The sequence below is a fragment of the Streptomyces sp. NPDC039480 genome (assembly GCF_055597165.1).
Map to the genome: position 1 here is coordinate 323,330 of NZ_JBVITX010000004.1, position 17,076 is coordinate 340,405.

Annotated in this window: 13 protein-coding genes; 11 read left to right on the plus strand and 2 right to left on the minus strand. The window is 70.6% G+C overall.

All coding sequences use genetic code 11. From position 1 onward, the window contains the following. Positions 1-75 precede the first annotated feature (75 nt). From ACZ56E_RS15395 to ACZ56E_RS15420, 6 genes are all read left to right on the plus strand, one after another. On the plus strand, positions 76-1,176 hold the full coding sequence (locus ACZ56E_RS15395) for a substrate-binding domain-containing protein (protein WP_471214406.1): 1,101 nt from the start codon (positions 76-78) through the stop codon (positions 1,174-1,176). A 195-nt stretch (positions 1,177-1,371) separates the two neighbouring features. Then, the gene (locus tag ACZ56E_RS15400; RefSeq protein WP_468602536.1) at positions 1,372-2,172 is read left to right on the plus strand and encodes an ATP-binding cassette domain-containing protein; all 801 of its coding nucleotides are present in this window, start codon (positions 1,372-1,374) and stop codon (positions 2,170-2,172) included. Further along, entirely contained in the window at positions 2,169-3,488 is a 1,320-nt protein-coding gene (locus ACZ56E_RS15405; RefSeq protein ID WP_471214408.1) for a sugar ABC transporter permease, read from the plus strand. The genes ACZ56E_RS15400 and ACZ56E_RS15405 overlap by 4 nt, the downstream gene beginning before the upstream one ends. Positions 3,489-3,614: 126 nt before the next feature. Beyond that, complete coding sequence (gene dxs / locus ACZ56E_RS15410) at positions 3,615-5,543, plus strand: 1-deoxy-D-xylulose-5-phosphate synthase (protein ID WP_468602532.1); 1,929 nt, start codon at positions 3,615-3,617, stop codon at positions 5,541-5,543. A 134-nt stretch (positions 5,544-5,677) separates the two neighbouring features. Further along, entirely contained in the window at positions 5,678-7,207 is a 1,530-nt protein-coding gene (locus tag ACZ56E_RS15415; protein ID WP_468602530.1) for an amino acid permease, read from the plus strand. Between the two features lie 21 nt (positions 7,208-7,228). After that, entirely contained in the window at positions 7,229-8,722 is a 1,494-nt protein-coding gene (locus ACZ56E_RS15420; protein WP_471214409.1) for an ArnT family glycosyltransferase, read from the plus strand. On the opposite strand, the gene ACZ56E_RS15425 is transcribed toward ACZ56E_RS15420, so the two are convergent. Next, on the minus strand, positions 8,719-9,666 hold the full coding sequence (locus ACZ56E_RS15425; protein ID WP_471214410.1) for a hypothetical protein: 948 nt from the start codon (positions 9,664-9,666) through the stop codon (positions 8,719-8,721). The genes ACZ56E_RS15420 and ACZ56E_RS15425 overlap by 4 nt on opposite strands. 71 nt (positions 9,667-9,737) lie before the next feature. Here ACZ56E_RS15425 and ACZ56E_RS15430 point away from each other — a divergent pair, with 71 nt between their 5' ends. The 5 genes from ACZ56E_RS15430 to ACZ56E_RS15450 all read left to right on the plus strand — a co-directional run bounded on the left by ACZ56E_RS15430 (position 9,738) and on the right by ACZ56E_RS15450 (position 16,611). Further along, a complete protein-coding gene (locus ACZ56E_RS15430; protein WP_471214411.1) occupies positions 9,738-10,940 on the plus strand; it encodes a CapA family protein in 1,203 nt (400 codons plus the stop codon). A gap of 215 nt (positions 10,941-11,155) precedes the next feature. Next, positions 11,156-13,393, plus strand: coding sequence for a cache domain-containing protein (locus tag ACZ56E_RS15435; RefSeq protein WP_471214820.1), 2,238 nt, complete (start codon positions 11,156-11,158; stop codon positions 13,391-13,393). Between the two features lie 6 nt (positions 13,394-13,399). Continuing rightward, a complete protein-coding gene (gene pgsB, locus ACZ56E_RS15440; RefSeq protein WP_471214412.1) occupies positions 13,400-15,043 on the plus strand; it encodes a poly-gamma-glutamate synthase PgsB in 1,644 nt (547 codons plus the stop codon). Further along, positions 15,040-15,522 (plus strand): poly-gamma-glutamate biosynthesis protein PgsC/CapC, encoded by a 483-nt coding sequence (locus ACZ56E_RS15445; RefSeq protein ID WP_125515658.1) that lies wholly within the window; start codon positions 15,040-15,042, stop codon positions 15,520-15,522. Before pgsB ends, ACZ56E_RS15445 begins: the two co-directional genes overlap by 4 nt. Before the next feature lie 15 nt (positions 15,523-15,537). After that, positions 15,538-16,611 (plus strand): C40 family peptidase, encoded by a 1,074-nt coding sequence (locus ACZ56E_RS15450; protein WP_471214414.1) that lies wholly within the window; start codon positions 15,538-15,540, stop codon positions 16,609-16,611. A gap of 65 nt (positions 16,612-16,676) precedes the next feature. Here the strand turns inward: ACZ56E_RS15450 and ACZ56E_RS15455 are convergent, their stop codons facing one another. Then, positions 16,677-17,051 carry a PIN domain-containing protein gene (locus ACZ56E_RS15455; protein ID WP_471214415.1) on the minus strand — a complete coding sequence of 125 codons (375 nt, stop codon included), beginning with the start codon at positions 17,049-17,051 and terminating at the stop codon, positions 16,677-16,679. Positions 17,052-17,076: the final 25 nt, after the last annotated feature.

The window sequence follows — 17,076 nt, forward strand, 5'->3', positions numbered from 1 at the left end:
GCTGGTGTGGCGGCCGAGTTGACTTCGAGCCACCTCGGCCGCAACGACGCGGCCTCGTCAGGGAGGCACCCCACCATGAACGCAATGACGCGTCGCGTCGTCATAGGCACGGCCGCGGTTTCGATGGCACTCGCCATGACCGCCTGTGGCAAGGCCGGAGACGGCGACGACGACAAGGGCAGCGGCGGCGACGGCAAGACCATCGGCCTGCTGCTCCCCGAGAACAAGACCACGCGCTACGAGACCTTCGACCGCCCCATCATGCAGGCGAAGATCAAGGAACTCTGCTCGGACTGCAAGGTCAAGTACAACAACGCCGCTCAGGACATCGAGAACCAGAAGAAGCAGTTCGACGCCCTCGTCACCCAGGGCGTCAAGGTGATCATCCTGGACGCGGTCGACTACAAGTCGACCAAGTCGTGGGTCAAGCAGGCCGACAAGCAGGGCGTCAAGGTCGTCGCGTACGACCGCCTCGCCGAGGGCCCCCTCGCCGCCTACGTGTCGTACGACAACGAGAAGATCGGCCGCCTCCAGGGCGGGGCCATGGTCAAGGCGCTCGGCTCCGAGGCCAAGGACGCCAACGTCGTCATGATCAACGGCTCGCCGACCGACCCGAACGCCCCCTTCTTCAAGAAGGGCGCCCACTCGGTGCTCGACAAGAAGGTCAAGAAGATCGCGTACGAGCAGGACATCCCGGACTGGTCGCCCGACGAGGCGAACCGGAAGATGTCCTCCGCGATCGACAAGCTCGGCAAGGACGGCATCCAGGGCGTCTACGCCGCCAACGACGGCATGGCGGGCGGCGTGATCACCGCCCTCAAGCAGCGCGGCATCAAGGTCCCCGTCGGTGGCCAGGACGCCGAACTCGCGGGCGTGCAGCGCCTGCTGAGCGGCGACCAGGACTACACGATCTACAAGCAGATCCGGCCGGAGGCGGAGACCACCGCCGAGATCGCCGTGAACCTGCTCAAGGGCAAGAGCATCGACACCCTCACCGACCGCAAGGTCGACTCGCTGAGCGGCGACTTCAAGGGCATCCCGGCGAAGCTGTACGACGCGCAGGCGATCACCAAGGACGAGGTCGCGGACACGCTCATCAAGGACAAGGTGTACAAGGTCAGCGAGATCTGCACCGCCCAGTACAAGAAGGCGTGCGACGCCGCGGGTATCAAGTAACTCCCGCTTGCGGTAAATCCGTTCGTACGAGACGCGGCCCGCGGAGCGCGCGAGAGCGCTCCCGGGCCCCTGTACGGCACGGCATTCCAGTACCGGTCCGGTGCTCGTCCCATCACACCGCCCCGCAAACGGGGGGCGGGCACCGGACCTGCCCTTGCTGCACCACCATTCCCCGCCGGTCAGGCGGCGAAGGAGATGATTCACGTGTCCGCTACGCCCGTGCTGGCGTTGCGCGGGGTCTCCAAGCGGTTCGGCGCCGTCCAGGCGCTCACGGACGTAGACCTCGAAATCCACACCGGTGAGGTGGTCGCCCTCGTCGGCGACAACGGCGCCGGAAAGTCCACGCTCGTCAAGACGATCTCGGGCGTCCACCCGATCGACGACGGCACCATCGAGTGGGAGGGCAGGCCGGTCCGCATCGGACGCCCGCACGACGCCCAGAACCTCGGCGTCGCCACCGTCTACCAGGACCTCGCCCTCTGCGACAACCTCGACGTCGTCGCCAACCTGTTCCTCGGCAGCGAGCTGAAGACGGCCTCCGTCCTCGACGAGATCAAGATGGAGAAGCGGGCCAAGGAGCTGCTCGACACGCTCTCCATCCGCATCCCCAGCGTCCGCATCCCGGTCGCGGCGCTCTCCGGCGGCCAGCGCCAGGTCGTCGCCATCGCCCGCGCACTCGTCGGCGACCCCAAGATCGTCATCCTCGACGAGCCCACCGCGGCCCTCGGCGTCGAGCAGACCGCCCAGGTCCTCGACCTCGTCGAGCGGCTGCGCGAGCGCGGCCACGGAGTGATCCTCATCAGCCACAACATGGCCGACGTGAAGGCGGTCGCGGACCGCGTCGCCGTGCTGCGGCTCGGCCGCAACAACGGCACCTTCTCCGTCGCCGACACCAGCAACGAAGAGATCATCGCCGCCATCACCGGGGCCACGGACAACGCCGTCACCCGCCGCAGGGCGCGCACGGCCACGGCGACGAAGGAGGACGCGAAGTGAGCGACCTCGCCAAGACCCCCAAGACCTCCACGACCTCCGAGGCCCCCTCGGGCACCGCGACCGACGCGCCGGCCTCCGCCGCGCCCGGCGCCGCCGTCGACCCGCGCCTGCTCGTCCGCGAGGAGGGCCTGGCCGGCTACTGGACCGAGTTCAAGCGCAAGATGCGCGGCGGTGAGCTCGGCTCGCTGCCCGTCGTCGTCGGCCTGATCATCATCGCGATCATCTTCCAGCTGAAGAACGACCACTTCCTGGACGCGAGCAGCCTCGCGAACATCGCGGTCTTCACCTCCGGCCTCGGCATCATGGCCGTCGGCATCGTCTTCGTCCTGCTGCTCGGCGAGATCGACCTCTCGGTCGGCTCGGTGGCCGGCATGGGCGCGGCGGTCTGGGCCGTGCTGAGCGTCACCCACGAGCTGAACGACTGGCTCTCGGTGCTCGTCGCCATCCTGGCCGGCCTGGTCATCGGCGCCCTGCACGGCTTCTTCTTCGCCAAGATCGGCGTGCCCGCCTTCGTGGTCACCCTCGCCGGCTTCCTCGGCTGGAGCGGTCTGCAGATCTGGCTGATGGGCGGCGAGGGCAGCATCAACACGCCCGAGGGCAGTGTCGTCGAGGACCTGACCGGGCACTTCTTCGCGGAGAAGATCGCCGCGTACGGCCTCGCGGGCGTCGCGATCATCGCGTACGCGGGCTCCCTGCTCCTCGACAGCCGGCGCCGCAAGGCCGCCGGGCTCCCGTCGCGGCCGGTCAGCGAGATCGTGCTGCGCTCGGCCGTCGTCGCCGTCCTCGCGGGCGGTGCCGCCTACGAGCTGAACGAGCCGGCCGGCGCCCGCGGCCTGCCGCTGGCCCTGGTGCTCTTCCTCGCCGTCCTGGTGATCGCGGACTTCGTGGCGCGCCGCACCACCTTCGGCCGCCAGGTCTTCGCGGTCGGCGGCAACGCGGAGGCGGCGCGGCGGGCCGGCATCAACGTCGACCGGATCCGGATCACGGTCTTCGCCATCTCCGGCATGCTCGCCGCGTTCGGCGGCCTCTTCATCGCCAGCCTCTCCGGCGGCGCCACGAAGAGCCTCGGCGGCGGCAACACCCTGATGATGGTGATCGCCGCGGCGGTCATCGGCGGCACGAGCCTGTTCGGCGGGCGCGGCAAGGTCTGGTCCGCGCTGCTCGGCATGCTGGTCATCCAGTCGATCCAGCAGGGTCTGAACATGCTGGGCATGGCGAGCGAGATCCAGTTCATGATCACCGGTGCGGTGCTGCTGGCCGCCGTGGTCATCGACTCCGTCTCGCGGCGTACGCAGAAGTCCGCGGGCCGCGCGTAGCGTTCCCTGTCACAACCCCGCGCCCATCGGGGCGCGGGGTTCGTGCGTTCAGTAGCGGAACATTAGACTCGGCAGACCCGGCAAGGCTAGAACCGCACATCTCAGCTCTACTGCAAGGAGGCACGGGTGCCGCTGCTGACCCGCATCACGGGACCGCGCGATCTGGACCGTCTCAGCCCTGAGGAGCTGAATGAGCTGGCCGGAGAGATCCGCGGCTTCCTCGTCGAAGCAGTCTCCAAGACCGGCGGCCACCTCGGCCCGAACCTCGGCGTGGTCGAGCTCACCATCGCCCTGCACCGCGTCTTCGAGTCCCCCAAGGACAAGGTTCTCTTCGACACCGGCCACCAGAGCTATGTGCACAAGCTGCTCACCGGCCGCCAGGACTTCGACAAGCTGCGCAGCAAGGGCGGCCTGTCCGGCTACCCCTCGCGCGCCGAGTCCGACCACGACGTGATCGAGAACAGTCACGCCTCCACGGTCCTCGGCTGGGCCGACGGCCTCGCGAAGGCCAACGAGGTGCGCGGCAAGGACGACCACGTCGTCGCCGTCATCGGTGACGGTGCGCTCACGGGCGGTATGGCCTGGGAGGCGCTGAACAACATCGCCGCCGCCAAGGACCGCCCCCTCGTCATCGTCGTCAACGACAACGAACGGTCGTACGCGCCGACGATCGGCGGCCTCGCCAATCACCTGGCGACCCTGCGGACCACCGACGGCTACGAGCGGTTCCTGGCCCGTGGGAAGGACATCCTGGAGCGCACGCCCGTCGTGGGCAGGCCGCTCTACGAGACCCTGCACGGCGCCAAGAAGGGCCTGAAGGACTTCATCGCCCCGCAGGGCATGTTCGAGGACCTCGGCCTGAAGTACGTCGGCCCGATCGACGGCCACGACATCGAGGCCCTGGAGTCCGCCCTCCAGCGCGCCAAGCGCTTCGGCGGCCCGGTCATCGTGCACTGCCTCACCGAGAAGGGCCGCGGCTACAAGCCCGCCGAGGAGGACGAGGCCGACCACTTCCACGGCATCGGCCCGATCCACCCCGACACCGGCCTGCCCATCGCCGCGGGCGGCATGGACTGGACGTCCGTCTTCGGCGAGGAGATGGTCAAGCTCGGTCACGAGCGCGAGGACATCGTCGCCATCACGGCCGCCATGCTCCAGCCGGTCGGCCTGGAGAAGTTCTCCAAGGCGTTCCCCGACCGGGTCTACGACGTGGGCATCGCCGAGCAGCACGCGGCGGTCTCGGCGGCGGGCCTCGCCACCGGCGGCCTGCACCCCGTCTTCGCCGTCTACGCGACCTTCCTCAACCGCGCCTTCGACCAGCTCCTGATGGACGTGGCCCTGCACAAGTGCGGCGTCACCTTCGTCCTGGACCGCGCGGGCGTCACCGGCACGGACGGCGCCTCGCACAACGGCATGTGGGACATGTCGATCCTGCAGTGCGTGCCCACCGTGCGGATCGCCGCGCCGCGCGACGCCGACCAGGTCCGCCTCCAGCTGCGCGAGGCCGTCGAGGTCGACGACGCGCCGACCGTCGTGCGCTACTCGAAGGGCGCGGTGGGCCCCGCGGTCAAGGCCGTCGGCACGGTCGGCGGCATGGACGTGCTGCGCAAGCCGGGCGCCGACCGCCCGGACGTGCTGCTCGTCTCCGTCGGCGCGCTCGCGCCCATGTGCCTGGAGATCGCCGACCTGCTGAACAAGCAGGGCATCACCACGACCGTCGTCGACCCGCGCTGGGTCAAGCCGGTCGACGAGGCCATGGCGCCCCTCGCCGAGCAGCACCGCGTCGTCGTCACCGTCGAGGACAACTCGCGCGCGGGCGGCGTCGGCTCGGCGATCGCCCAGGCCCTGCGCGACGCGGGCGTCGACGTGCCGCTGCGCGACTTCGGCATCCCGCCGCGCTTCCTCGACCACGCGTCCCGCAAGGAGATCATGGCCGAGATCGGCCTGACCGCCCCGGACATCGCCCGTCAGGTCACCGGCCTGGTCGCCAAGCTCGACGGCCGGTTCGAGCGCGGCAACGCCGAGGTGGACGCCGTGGAGCCCGCCCGCGACTGAGCACCGACGCCGGGCCGCGCCGTCAACGCGCGCCGCCGAAGGGCCGGTTTCAGCACCCTGTACGGGTGGTGGGACCGGCCCATTCGCGTGAAAGGGCCCGCGCCGGGGCGTACGGGGTACTCGCTCTCTCGATCATGTCGGGGACGACAAGCGTGGGAGGTACGCCCGTGAGCAGCACCCTCTTCAGGACGAAGAGCGTCGAGCAGTCCATCAAGGACACCGAGGAACCGGAGCACGCGCTCAAGAAGTCGCTGTCCGCCCTCGACCTCACGGTCTTCGGCGTCGGCGTCATCATCGGCACCGGCATCTTCGTGCTGACCGGAAAGATCGCCAAGGAGACGGCGGGGCCCTCGGTGGCGCTGGCCTTCGTCGTCGCCGGACTCGTGTGCGGGCTCGCCGCGCTCTGTTACGCCGAGTTCGCGTCGACGGTGCCGGTGGCCGGGTCGGCGTACACCTTCTCGTACGCCTCTCTCGGGGAGTTCCCCGCCTGGATCATCGGCTGGGACCTGATCCTGGAGCTGGCGCTTGGCTGCGCGGTGGTCGCGGTCGGCTGGTCCGGCTATCTGCGGTCGCTGCTCGACACCGCGGGCCTGCATGTGCCGCAGGCGCTGAGCGGGACGCACGACGGGACCTTCGGCTTCGACCTGCTGGCCTGCCTCCTCGTGCTGGCGCTGACCGGCATCCTGGTGCTCGGCATGAAGCTGTCGTCGCGCGTGACCAGCGTCGTCGTCGCGGTCAAGGTGACCGTGGTGCTGCTGGTCATCATCGTCGGCGCGTTCTTCATCACCGGCTCCAACTACGACCCGTTCGTCCCGCCGAGCGAGCACTCCGATGGCGCAGGGGGCGTCGCCGCGCCGCTGGTCCAGCTCATCTTCGGGTTCACGCCGTCGAATTTCGGCGTGATGGGCATCTTCACCGCGGCGGCCGTCGTCTTCTTCGCGTTCATCGGCTTCGACATCGTCGCGACCGCCGCGGAGGAGACCCGCAACCCGCAGCGCGACGTGCCCCGCGGTATCCTCGGCTCGCTCTTCATCTGCACGATCCTGTACGTCGCCGTGTCGGTGGTCGTCACCGGCATGCAGAAGTACAGCGAGCTCTCCACGGACGCCCCGCTCGCCGACGCCTTCAAGGCCGTCGGGCACCCCTTCTGGGCGGGCCTGATCAGCTTCGGCGCGGCCGTCGGCCTCACCTCCGTCTGCATGATCCTGCTGCTCGGCCAGACCCGGGTGTTCTTCGCGATGAGCCGCGACGGACTGCTGCCCATGACGTTCTCCAAGGTCCACCCCAAGTTCGGCACGCCGTACCGCTCGACCATCCTGCTCGGTGTGGTCGTCGCGGTCGTCGCGGGCTTCACCTCCATCGACGAGCTCGCCGAACTGGTCAACATCGGCACGCTGTTCGCCTTCGTCGTCGTCGCCCTCGGCGTCATCCTGCTCCGCAGGCAGCGCCCCGACCTGCCGCGCTCCTTCCGCACCCCGCTGGTGCCGCTCGTGCCGGTGCTCTCGGTGCTCGCGTCGCTGTGGCTGATGCTGAACCTGCCGGCGGAGACCTGGATCCGGTTCGGCGTCTGGATGGTGCTCGGCGTCGTCATCTACTTCGTGTACGGGCGTTCGCACAGCCGCCTGCACGCGCGTGACCCGCACGCCGGCGACAGCGCACGGTAGTCACCCCTCTCCGTGCACCGTATGCTCGCGCCGCCCTCCGCGTCACCGGGCTCCGCACGCGGCCTCCGGGTGCCGGGCCCGCGCAAGGAGTATGTCCCCGAGGGCGGCGCGCGCGGCTCCTACTGGGTCCGGCTGCTCCCGCTGCTCGCCGCCCTGGCCTGCGTGACCCGGCTACCGTCCTTCCGGTGGCCGCTGTGGAACCCCGACGAGGGCTATCTCGCCGTCCAGGCACGGATGCTGGCGGACGGCGGCGCGCTCTACGAGACCGTCGTCGACCGCAAGCCGCCGCTCGTCCCCTGGCTCTACGCCGGGTCCTTCGCGCTCTTCGGCGACGGCACCCTCCTCCCGCTGAAGGCCCTCGCGGTGGCCGCGCAGCTCCTGACGGCGGTCCTCCTGGTCTCGCTGGCCCGGCGCCGCTGGGGCGACGGCGCGGGCCGCACCGCGGGCGTCCTCTACCTCCTGATCTCCATCGGACTGCACCCGGAGGACACCCAGGCGGCCGCCTTCGAGGTCTTCATGCTGCCGTGCACGGCGGCCGCCATGTGGTGCGCCGACCGCCGCAGATGGGGCGCCGCGGGCACCGCGGTGGCCTGCGCGTTCCTCGCCAAGCAGACCGGGGGAGCGGTGCTGCTCCCGGTCGTCTGGCTGGTGTGCCGGGGCGGGGCGGCCCGGCGGGACGCGGGGCGCCTCGCGGCCGGGCTCGGCGGTCCCGTCCTCGCCGCGGCCCTCCTGACGAACCCGTCGGGCTTCGTGTTCTGGACGGTGACGGGGTCGGGCGCGTACGCCTCCTTCACCGGGTCCGAACTCCACGTCCTCGGCCGGGGACTGGCGAACGCGACCGTCCTCGCGGCGGCCTGCGCGGGGATCGTCCCGCCAGTCGTACGCGTCCTGCGCATCGCCCGCACCGGGGCGGCGGAGCTCTGGCTCTGGCTCGCCTCGTCGGCCGCCGCCGTCCTGCTCGGCTTCCACTTCTTCGGCCACTACTACCTGCAACTCATGCCGCCCATCGCCCTGCTGGGCGCGGCGGCACTGCAGATCCTGCCGCGCGAGCGGACCTTGCGGGCGGTCGCCGTCTCCGGCTGCGCGTGCGCGGTCTTCCTGGCCTGGGGCCTGCTCGCGCCCCGCCCCGAACTGGCCCACGCCACCCGCCTCGCGGACACCGTCAGGGCACGCACCGCCCCGGACGACCGGGTGCTGTTCTGGGGGATACACCCGGAGGCGTACTGGCTGGCCGACCGCGCCCCCGCCAGCCGCTACCTCACGGCCGGGCTGCTCACCAACTACAGCGGCGGCAGGAACGGCCCGCAGGTCGGCGAGAAGTACGGGGTCGAGGGCGCCTGGCCGACCTTCCGCGCCGAACTCCGCACCCGCCCGCCGGCCCTCGTGATCGACGACTCCCGCGGCAAGCCGTACGCCCCCGCACGCGTCCCTTCGCTGCGCCGGCTCCTCGCGGACGGGTACGAGCCGGTGACGCGGGTGGGGGGTGCGGTGGTGTACGTCAGGGTGGGGGCCTAGGAGCGTCGCTGCCAGGTGCGCGTGAGGTCCGTCAGCGCGCCCACCGCCTCCCGCGCGTGATCGCGGTCCTCGCGGATCTTCGGGCCGAACTCGATGTGCAGGAACGGGACGTCGCGGGCGGTGGCGGTGCGGCCCTGGACGTTGGTGCGGCCCGCGAGGGGGCAGTCCCTGGTCCAGGCGCGGCAGACGTCGTAGCCCCGTTCCCGGAGGGCGTCGGCGAGGTCGCGGCCCTCGGTGAGCGCCTCCCTGCCCTTGCCCGTGGAGGCGACCACGTCGTGATCCGGAGCCGAGTCGTCCGCCATGCCGTGCAACTGCACACCGGGCAGTCCACGCCGCACCAACGCGTCGCAGACGGCGTGGAACACGGTGTCCCGGCGGTGCGCCACGTCCGCCTCGTCACCGCGCCCGGCTTTGCGATGTGCTCCCGCGATGACGAGTACGCCACCGGAGGCGCGGGTCATGAGCTCCGCGCCGAGCCGTTCGGTGTACCGGTCGGCGACGGGGTGCGGGATCTGGACCGACCAGCGGACGGGGGAGGCGAGGTCGAGATAGACGCGACCCCAGCCGCGCGGGGCCGCGCCGCCCTCGGAGCGGTCGGCGATCTCCGCGTACCGCCGCCCGGTGGCCTCGTCGGTGACCGTGCGGACCGCGAAGTCCACGTCGTTCAGGCGGTGTTCGGCCTCCTTGCGGCGGCCGTCCAGGAGCAGCTCGACGCCTTCGGCGACCGTCCGCCGGTCGGTGCGGGACGGCGGGCGGTATCCGGTGTCCTCGCCGAAGGCGGCGGTGTAGTCGATGACCGTCTGCTCCAGGCCGTCGCCGACGCGGTCGCCCGGAGCCGTGGAGGAGGGGCCCCGGCGCTCTCCCGAGGGCTTGTCGTCCTCCCCGGAGGAGCCGGACCCGCACTGGGCGAGACTGAGGACGCAGGCGGTCACGACGGCGACCACCCCGAGCTTCTTTGCGACTGCTACCGGCCGAGTGCGGGAGTTCATCATGGTTGTATAAAGATAGCCCTGTGATGACACGTCCCTCCCGCAGGCATCTTGTGACCTGTGCGGCCTCCGCGCTCCTGCTGCTCGCCACTGCCGCCTGCGGCCCCTTCGGCGACGACGAAAAAGCCGCCGACGGCGGTCCCTCGTTCACCGTCGCCGCCGCGGGCGACATCCTGATCCACCCCCAGCTCACCGACCAGGCCCGCAAGGACGCCAAGGCCACGGGCAAGGGCGAGAAGGGCATCGACTTCCGGCCGATGATGGCCGGGGTCAAACCGGTCATCAGCAAGGCCGACCTGGGCATCTGCCACTTCGAGCCGGTGGTCGGCAAGCCCGCGGGGCCCTTCCAGAGCTACCCCGACTTCCTCGTGCCGCCGCAGATCGCGACGGCGATCAAGGACGTCGGCTACGACCAGTGTTCCTCCGCGTCCAACCACACCCTCGACCACGGCCCGGCCGGCGTCACCCGCACCCTGAACACGCTGGACAAGGCGGGCCTGCGGCACACCGGTTCGGCGCGAAGCAAGGCAGAGGCGGACAAACCGCTCATCACCGAGGTGAAGGGCGTCAAGGTCGGGCAGATATCCTTCGCCTTCGGCTTCAACGGCCGCGAGGTCCCCAAGGACAAGCCGTGGATCGTCAACCAGAACCGCTTCGACGCGATCGCCGCCGCCGAGAAGAAGGCGCGCGCGGCGGGCGCCGAGGTCGTGATCCTCAGCATCCACTGGGGCCGTGAGAACCAGCCCAACGCCAGCGCCTCGCAGCTCAAGCTGGCCCGCAGGATCGCCAGGGAGACCGGGATCAACCTCGTCCTCGGCCACCACGCGCACGTCGTCCAGCCGATGGAGAAGGTCGACGGCACCTGGATCGCGTACGGCCTCGGCAACCAGATCGCCCGGCACGACGTGCCCAGCGGACTGACCGAGGAGGGTGTCATCGGCTGGTTCGAGTTCGTCAAGCGCGACGGGAAGTGGGACGTCGACGCCAAGTACGTACCCACCTTCGTGGACATCCCGCCGGACCCGGACGAGACCGGCGCCCTGCCCAAGGGCGCGGTCAAGGACCACCGGCTCCTCGACATCGCCGCCACCCTCCGGGACGGCGAGAACCTCAGCGAGCAGCAGCGCTCCCGCTACCGCCTCGCGTTCGAGCGCACCCAGGGCACGCTCCTCAACCGGGGCGCGAGCCAGGACGGCCTCGAACCGCTGGAGGAACTGCCCTCGGACTGAGCCCTTCCGTCTGCCCGGACGGACGTCAAACCACCGATCAACGCGATCTAGCTCACATTCGGCTTACTTCGTACATCCCTCCGGGGGTATCGCGGGTCAAAGCCTTCCGGGACGCATCACTGTGCGTTTCCGATCCCCGCGTCACTCCACGAGAGGAGCACCCCTTGGCCGCTTCGCGTTCGAAGCGGCGGCACAAGGTCCGCCGAAGGACCGACATGTCCCTGCTGGGTGGCATACGTCCCCCCATCGCCGTGCTGTCGGTCCTGCTCCTCGCCCTCGCGGGCATCACCGCCCTCACCTTGGGCCGCGCGGGACAGGAAGCCGTCCCCAAAGCGGTCAAACTGTCCCAGCAGCACTTCGCCGAGGACGGCGCCATCGCGCTGCGCGCCTCCATCGACGAGTCCGTCACCGACCTGAACCGGACCGCCGAACTCTTCAGCGCCGGCGACCCGGTGCCCGCCGACGCCGTCCTCGACAAGATCGGCAGCGTCTACCAGAAGTGGATGGGCACCGCCGTCGTCGAGATCTCCTCGGGCAAGCTCCTCGCCGCCCGGGGCGAGAACCTGCCGCTCACCGCCATCGACCGCGGCAAGCTCGCGGACAAGGACGGTCTCGCGCCGCGCATGGTGCGCCTGGAGAACGGCGAGACCCGGCTGCTCTCCTTCTCCCTGCTCACCTGGAAGGGCCAGCCGCAGCAGCTCCTGGTCGCCTCCAGCAGCCTGCGCTTCCCCGGCATCAGCCTCGGCAAGTTCCGCTCCATCGCCGTCGTCGGCCAGGACGGGCACGTCCTGAGCACCGACGGCATCCCCGAGCCCGAGCAGGTCCTCACCGACCTGCAGCGCGACGAGGTCAAGCAGTCCAACAAGCAGCTCAAGTCGTTCGCCGAGTCCGCGGCGAAGAAGGCCCGCACCCATCCGCTCATGTCCAAGGAGCCGGGCTCCGGCGGCTTCCTCGGCGTCAGCGGCCACCTCACCGGCGAGCGCTACCTCGGTGAGCGCGCCGTCGCCGGCTACGCGGGCCTCGCCGGGCCCGAGGCGGGCGAGGCCACCGTCGCCACCCGGCTCGGCCTGACCGTCGTCGCGATGGTCCCGGTCGCCGAGGACCCCACGGCCACCAGCAGCTCCGCCTTCGGACTGCTCGCCGCGGCCGCCCTGCTCGTCATCGGCGGCGTCACGATCTTCCTGCTCCTGCGGACCGTGCAGCGCCCGCTGATCCGGCTCTTCCTGGAGGGCCGCCGACTCAGCCGCGGCGACCTCGAACGGCCGGTGTCCGTGCCGAAGTCCGGCGAGGCCGCCCGCATCGGCGCCGCCCTCGAACGGCTGCGCCGCCAGCTGCTCGGCGCGCCCGCGGAACCGGCGGCGGCCCCCGCCCGCCGCCGCAGGTTCGGCAGCCGCACCCTCATCGCGGTCTGCGCCGTCCTGCTCCTCGCCTGGTCCGCGCCGCTCATGCTGCTGCTCAACCGCGCCGGCGACACCGTCGTCGTACCGCAGCAGATCGTCAACGACCAGCGCGAGCGCACCGACACCCTCACCGACCGGGTCCGCCGCGCCCTGAACGAAGGCCACGCCGACCTCACCTCCGTCGCGTCCCTCATGGGCGACCGCACCGAGGCGTCGGACATGGCCAAGGTCCTCGAAAGCACCCTGAACCAGCACACCCGCTACCAGTCCCTGTACGTCCTGGACGCCAAGGGCAAGATCCTCGCGAGGGCGGGCGACGACCCCCGCAGCCCGTCCGGCAAGGGACCCTCCGCCAAGCCCATCCGCGTCCTCGACGAGGGCGGCAAGGAACCCGTCATCCTCGGCACCGCCGAAGTGCAGGGACGCGCGGGCGCCGCCGTGGTCGGCGAGTTCCGCATCGACTTCCTCAACTCGCTGCTCAAGCGCCCCGGCCTCGGCGAGGTCCGCGTCATCGACGACCAGCGCAAGGTGATCGGCGCCAACACCGGCTACCGCGAGTTCGAAGGGCTGCCCAGCGGCCGCCTCAACGCGCTCGCCGAGGGCACCGGACAGAAGGTCGGCCTCAGCCCGCGCCCCAGCGGCGTCCTCTACCGCGACGGCGACGACATCCAGATCGCGGCTGCGGCACCGTTCGTCGGCGGCGGCGCCGCCGGATCGCTCGGCTGGAGCGTGCTCAGCTGGCAGCCCGCGTCGGGCCTCGCCATCCCCGAGTACACGTACCAGAACCGCACGGTCCTCGCGGGCATGCTCGGCATCACGGCGGCCGCCGCCTGCCTCGGCTGGCTGCACATCGTCGTCGTACGACCGCTGCGGCACCTCGCCGACCAGGCCGAGGCGCTCGCCGACGGGGACCGCAAGACCGTCCTCTACCCGCGCCACCACGACGAGGTCGGCGCCGTCACCCGCAGCCTGGAACTCATCAGGCAGCAACTGCCGACGGGCACACAGCGCAAGCGGGACGGCGTCACGGCCGGCCTCGCCGGAAGGAACTGAACCCCCGTGCTCTTCCTCTACACCGTGCTCGTGGTGTGCGGTGCCATCCTGCTGGCGGCCGGCGTCGTCGAACAGCGGCGGCACTTCGCCAGCCTGGAGCACATACCCTCGCGGGTCCTCGTCAACGGCATCCGCGGCAAGTCCTCCATCACCCGGCTGTGCGCGGGCGCGCTGCGCGGCGGCGGGCTCACCACGGTCGCCAAGACCACCGGCACAGCGGCCCGGTTCATCCACCCCGACGCCACCGAGGAGCCCGTCTACCGCAAGTTCGGCATCGCCAACGTCGTCGAGCAGATCGGCATCGTGCGGCGCGCCGCCGCGTACGACCCGGACGCCCTGGTCATCGAGTGCATGGCGGTCATGCCGGCGCTCCAGGAGATCAACCAGTCCAAGCTGATCCGCTCCACCATCGGCGTGCTCTGCAACGTCCGTGAGGACCACCTCGCCGAGATGGGCCCCACCCTCGACGACGTGGCGCGCTCCCTCTCCCGCTCCATGCCGGAGGGCGGCATCTGCGTCACCGCGGAGAAGGACCGCTTCGACATCCTCAAGGAGGAGGCCGACGCGCGGAACTGCGAGCTGATCTACGCCGACCCGGAGACGGTGACCGACGACGAGCTGCGCGGCTTCAGCTGGTTCACCTTCAAGGAGAACGTGGCGATCGCCCTGAAGGTCGCCGAACTCCTCGGCGTCGGCCGCGAGGTCGCCCTCCAGGGCATGTACGACGCGCCGCCGGACCCCGGAGTCCTCTCCGTCGAGCGGTACGCCACCGAGGACGGCAAGAAGCTCCGCTTCGCCAACGTCTTCGCGGCCAACGACCCCGAGTCGACGCTGATGAACATCAACCAGCTGCTCGACCTCGGCGCCATCCACCGGCCGCTCAACGTCGTCATCAACTGCCGCCCCGACCGCGTCGAGCGCAACGGCCAGATGGGCGAGATCATCCCGGACCTCCAGCCGGACAAGGTCTTCGTCATCGGCCACCCCGCGAAGTCCGCCATCGACGCGATCCCCGCCGAGTGGCGCTCCCGCGCCGTCGACCTCGGCGGCGACCGGCGCGACCCCGAGGAGTTCATGCGCGAGATGCTCGGGCAGCTCGGCGCCGACTCCTCGCTCGTCGCGATCGGCAACATCCACGGCCAGGGCGAGCTGCTCCTCGAACACCTCGCGGAGCTGCCGCCGGACGAGAGCGAGGAGCAGGCCCCCGAGGAGCCCGCGCCGTTCTACGAGCCGCACGTCGACCCGTACCAGCACTACCCGGAGGCGTACGAGAACAGGTACGCGCCGGTCCACACCCAGCCGATCCACGTGCCGGCACAGCAGCAGTACGAGGCATACGCGCCCCAGGCGCGCCAGACGCAGCAGTACGTGTCCCACGAGGCGTACGCGCCCCAAGAGACGTACGCGCCGCAGGAGACCTACGCGCCGCAGGACGGCTACGCGCCTCAGCAGCAGTACGCGCCGCACCAGCAGCAGCACCACCAGCAGTACTCACAGCACCCGCAGCACCAGCAGCACCCGCAGCAGAACCAGCACCCCCAGCATCACGAGCCCCCCGCCCCCCGCGGCCTGTTCGAGCCGCGGGTGCCGCCCGCACCGCCCGCCGCAGACGACACCCAGCAGTGGCACAGCCCAGGAGAGCACCGTTGATTCCCTCCGTCCTCACCCCCGAGATCGCCGCGGTCGGCATCGCACTCGGGCTGCTCTTCTCGCTGGTCTGCTATCTGACGACCAACCTCTCGCCCGGCGGCATGATCACGCCGGGCTGGCTGGCGCTGACGCTCGTCGAGGACCTGCAGCGCGCCGCCATGGTGGTCGGCGTGACCGTGCTGACGTACGCCGGCACGCTGCTCATGCAGAAGTTCGTGATCCTCTACGGCAAGCGCCTCTTCGCCGCGGTCGTGCTGCTCGGCGTGACGCTGCAGGCGACCGTGATGATCGTGCTGTCGATCGAGTTCCCGCTCATGTACGCGAACCAGACCCTCGGATTCATCGTGCCGGGCCTGATCGCCTACCAGCTGGTGCGCCAGCCCAAGGGCCCCACCCTCCTCGCCACGGGCTCGGTGACGCTCATGGCCTACGTCGTCCTCACCGCCGGGATCCTCCTCGGCTTCATGCCGTCCGCCTGATTCCAGGAGCCATTCATGCCGCCCAAGAAGAAGCGCCCCGTCCTGCACGCGGCGACCGTCCTCGCCCTGCTCGCGGGCAGCGCGTACCTGACCGTCGAGCTGCGCAAGGACGAAGAGGCCAAGGCGCCCAAGGTGCAGGCCGTCACCGACACCCCGGGGCTGCACAGCAGCACCGGCCAGGAGTCGGGCGGAAAGCAGAAGTGGGAGCGCCTGAAGAACCCCGAGCGCTCCGTCCTGCGCACCGACGGCGGCAAGGTCCTCGCCACCTTCACGGACGGCGCCCGCACCGCGACCCTGACCGGTCCGAGCCGCACCTTCACCGAGCCCGCCAACACCAAGTCGCGCGTCGTCACCAATGACTGGGTGCGGCTGATGCCGGAGACCTGGCGCGAGGGCGCGGAGAAGGAGAAGTGGTTCAAGGACTGGTACAAGGAGTTCTCCGGCAGCGAGGAGGACGACATCTTCGCGATGGCGTTCCAGTACGTGGAGGGCGCGCCGGTCAAGAAGGACGACGAGGGCATCGCGTACGCGGGCGACGCCAACTTCGGCCCGCTGAACCCCGACGGCAGCTCCGGCAACGACCTGCGCCTCGAACAGTCCGACTTCTTCGACTACCTCGGCATCCCGTACACCTTCCGCAACGGCACCACCCTCCAGCCGGAGAAGGCGCGCGCCCGCTCGATGGACTGCTCCGGCTTCATCCGCACGGTCTTCGGCTACCGCGCCCGCTACCCCCTGATGGCCAGCGACGGCGTCGGCGACGGCCTGCCCCGCACCGCCAACGGCATGGCGCGCGGCAAGGCCGGCACGGACGTCATCGAGCTGAAGGGTGTCGGCGCGGCCGACCGCCCCAAGTCCATCGACGTCGTCCAGCCGGGCGACCTGGTCTTCTTCAAGCTCGATGCCCGCACCAAGCAGCGCCTGGACCACGTCGGCATCTTCCTCGGCCACGACGCCGACGGCCACAAGATCTTCGTCTCCAGCCGCGAAGAGGTCAACGGCCCGACGATCGGCGACAAGGGCGGCACGTCGCGCCTCGACGGCAACGGCTACTACGCCTCCACGCTGCGCAGCGCGAAGCGGCTGTAGCGCTTCGCTGGGTTGTTCGTGACCTGCGGGCCGGACGGGGCTGGTCGCGCAGCTTCCCGCGCCCCTTACGGGGCGGCCCGCACCGTCCTCGGGCCCGCGCATTCCGCGCCCACCTCGCTCACCCTGCGGCGCAGCTCGCGGTCGGCCGTGACCACCAGGCACGGCCGACCCGCCGCCGCGGCGGCCACCTCCACGATGCGGTCGTCGCCGCTGCCCGGCGCGCTCTCCACGCGCACCCCCGGCACGGACTCCACACCCCGGGCCGCCCCCTCGACGACGAGGACGACCTCCACCGGCCCCGGATGCCCCGCGACGCCTTCTTCCGCGTACGCGACGAGCGCGTCCCGCAGCCGTTCCGCGGCCCCGCGGCGGTCCTTCCACCATCCGTCGGGCACGGATCCGACGACGTTCGCGGCATCGACGACGACGAGAGTTCTCATGCGGCAAACGTAAACTAATAGGCAA

Coding starts and splice junctions, on each gene's coding strand:
- ACZ56E_RS15430 (WP_471214411.1), top strand. CDS start 9,738: ATGACACGTCCCTCCCGCAGGCATCTTGTGACCTGTGCGGCCTCCGCG.
- ACZ56E_RS15395 (WP_471214406.1), top strand. CDS start 76: ATGAACGCAATGACGCGTCGCGTCGTCATAGGCACGGCCGCGGTTTCG.
- ACZ56E_RS15415 (WP_468602530.1), top strand. CDS start 5,678: ATGTCGGGGACGACAAGCGTGGGAGGTACGCCCGTGAGCAGCACCCTC.
- ACZ56E_RS15400 (WP_468602536.1), top strand. CDS start 1,372: ATGATTCACGTGTCCGCTACGCCCGTGCTGGCGTTGCGCGGGGTCTCC.
- ACZ56E_RS15450 (WP_471214414.1), top strand. CDS start 15,538: ATGCCGCCCAAGAAGAAGCGCCCCGTCCTGCACGCGGCGACCGTCCTC.
- ACZ56E_RS15455 (WP_471214415.1), bottom strand. CDS start 17,051: ATGAGAACTCTCGTCGTCGTCGATGCCGCGAACGTCGTCGGATCCGTG.
- ACZ56E_RS15435 (WP_471214820.1), top strand. CDS start 11,156: ATGTCCCTGCTGGGTGGCATACGTCCCCCCATCGCCGTGCTGTCGGTC.
- ACZ56E_RS15420 (WP_471214409.1), top strand. CDS start 7,229: ATGCTCGCGCCGCCCTCCGCGTCACCGGGCTCCGCACGCGGCCTCCGG.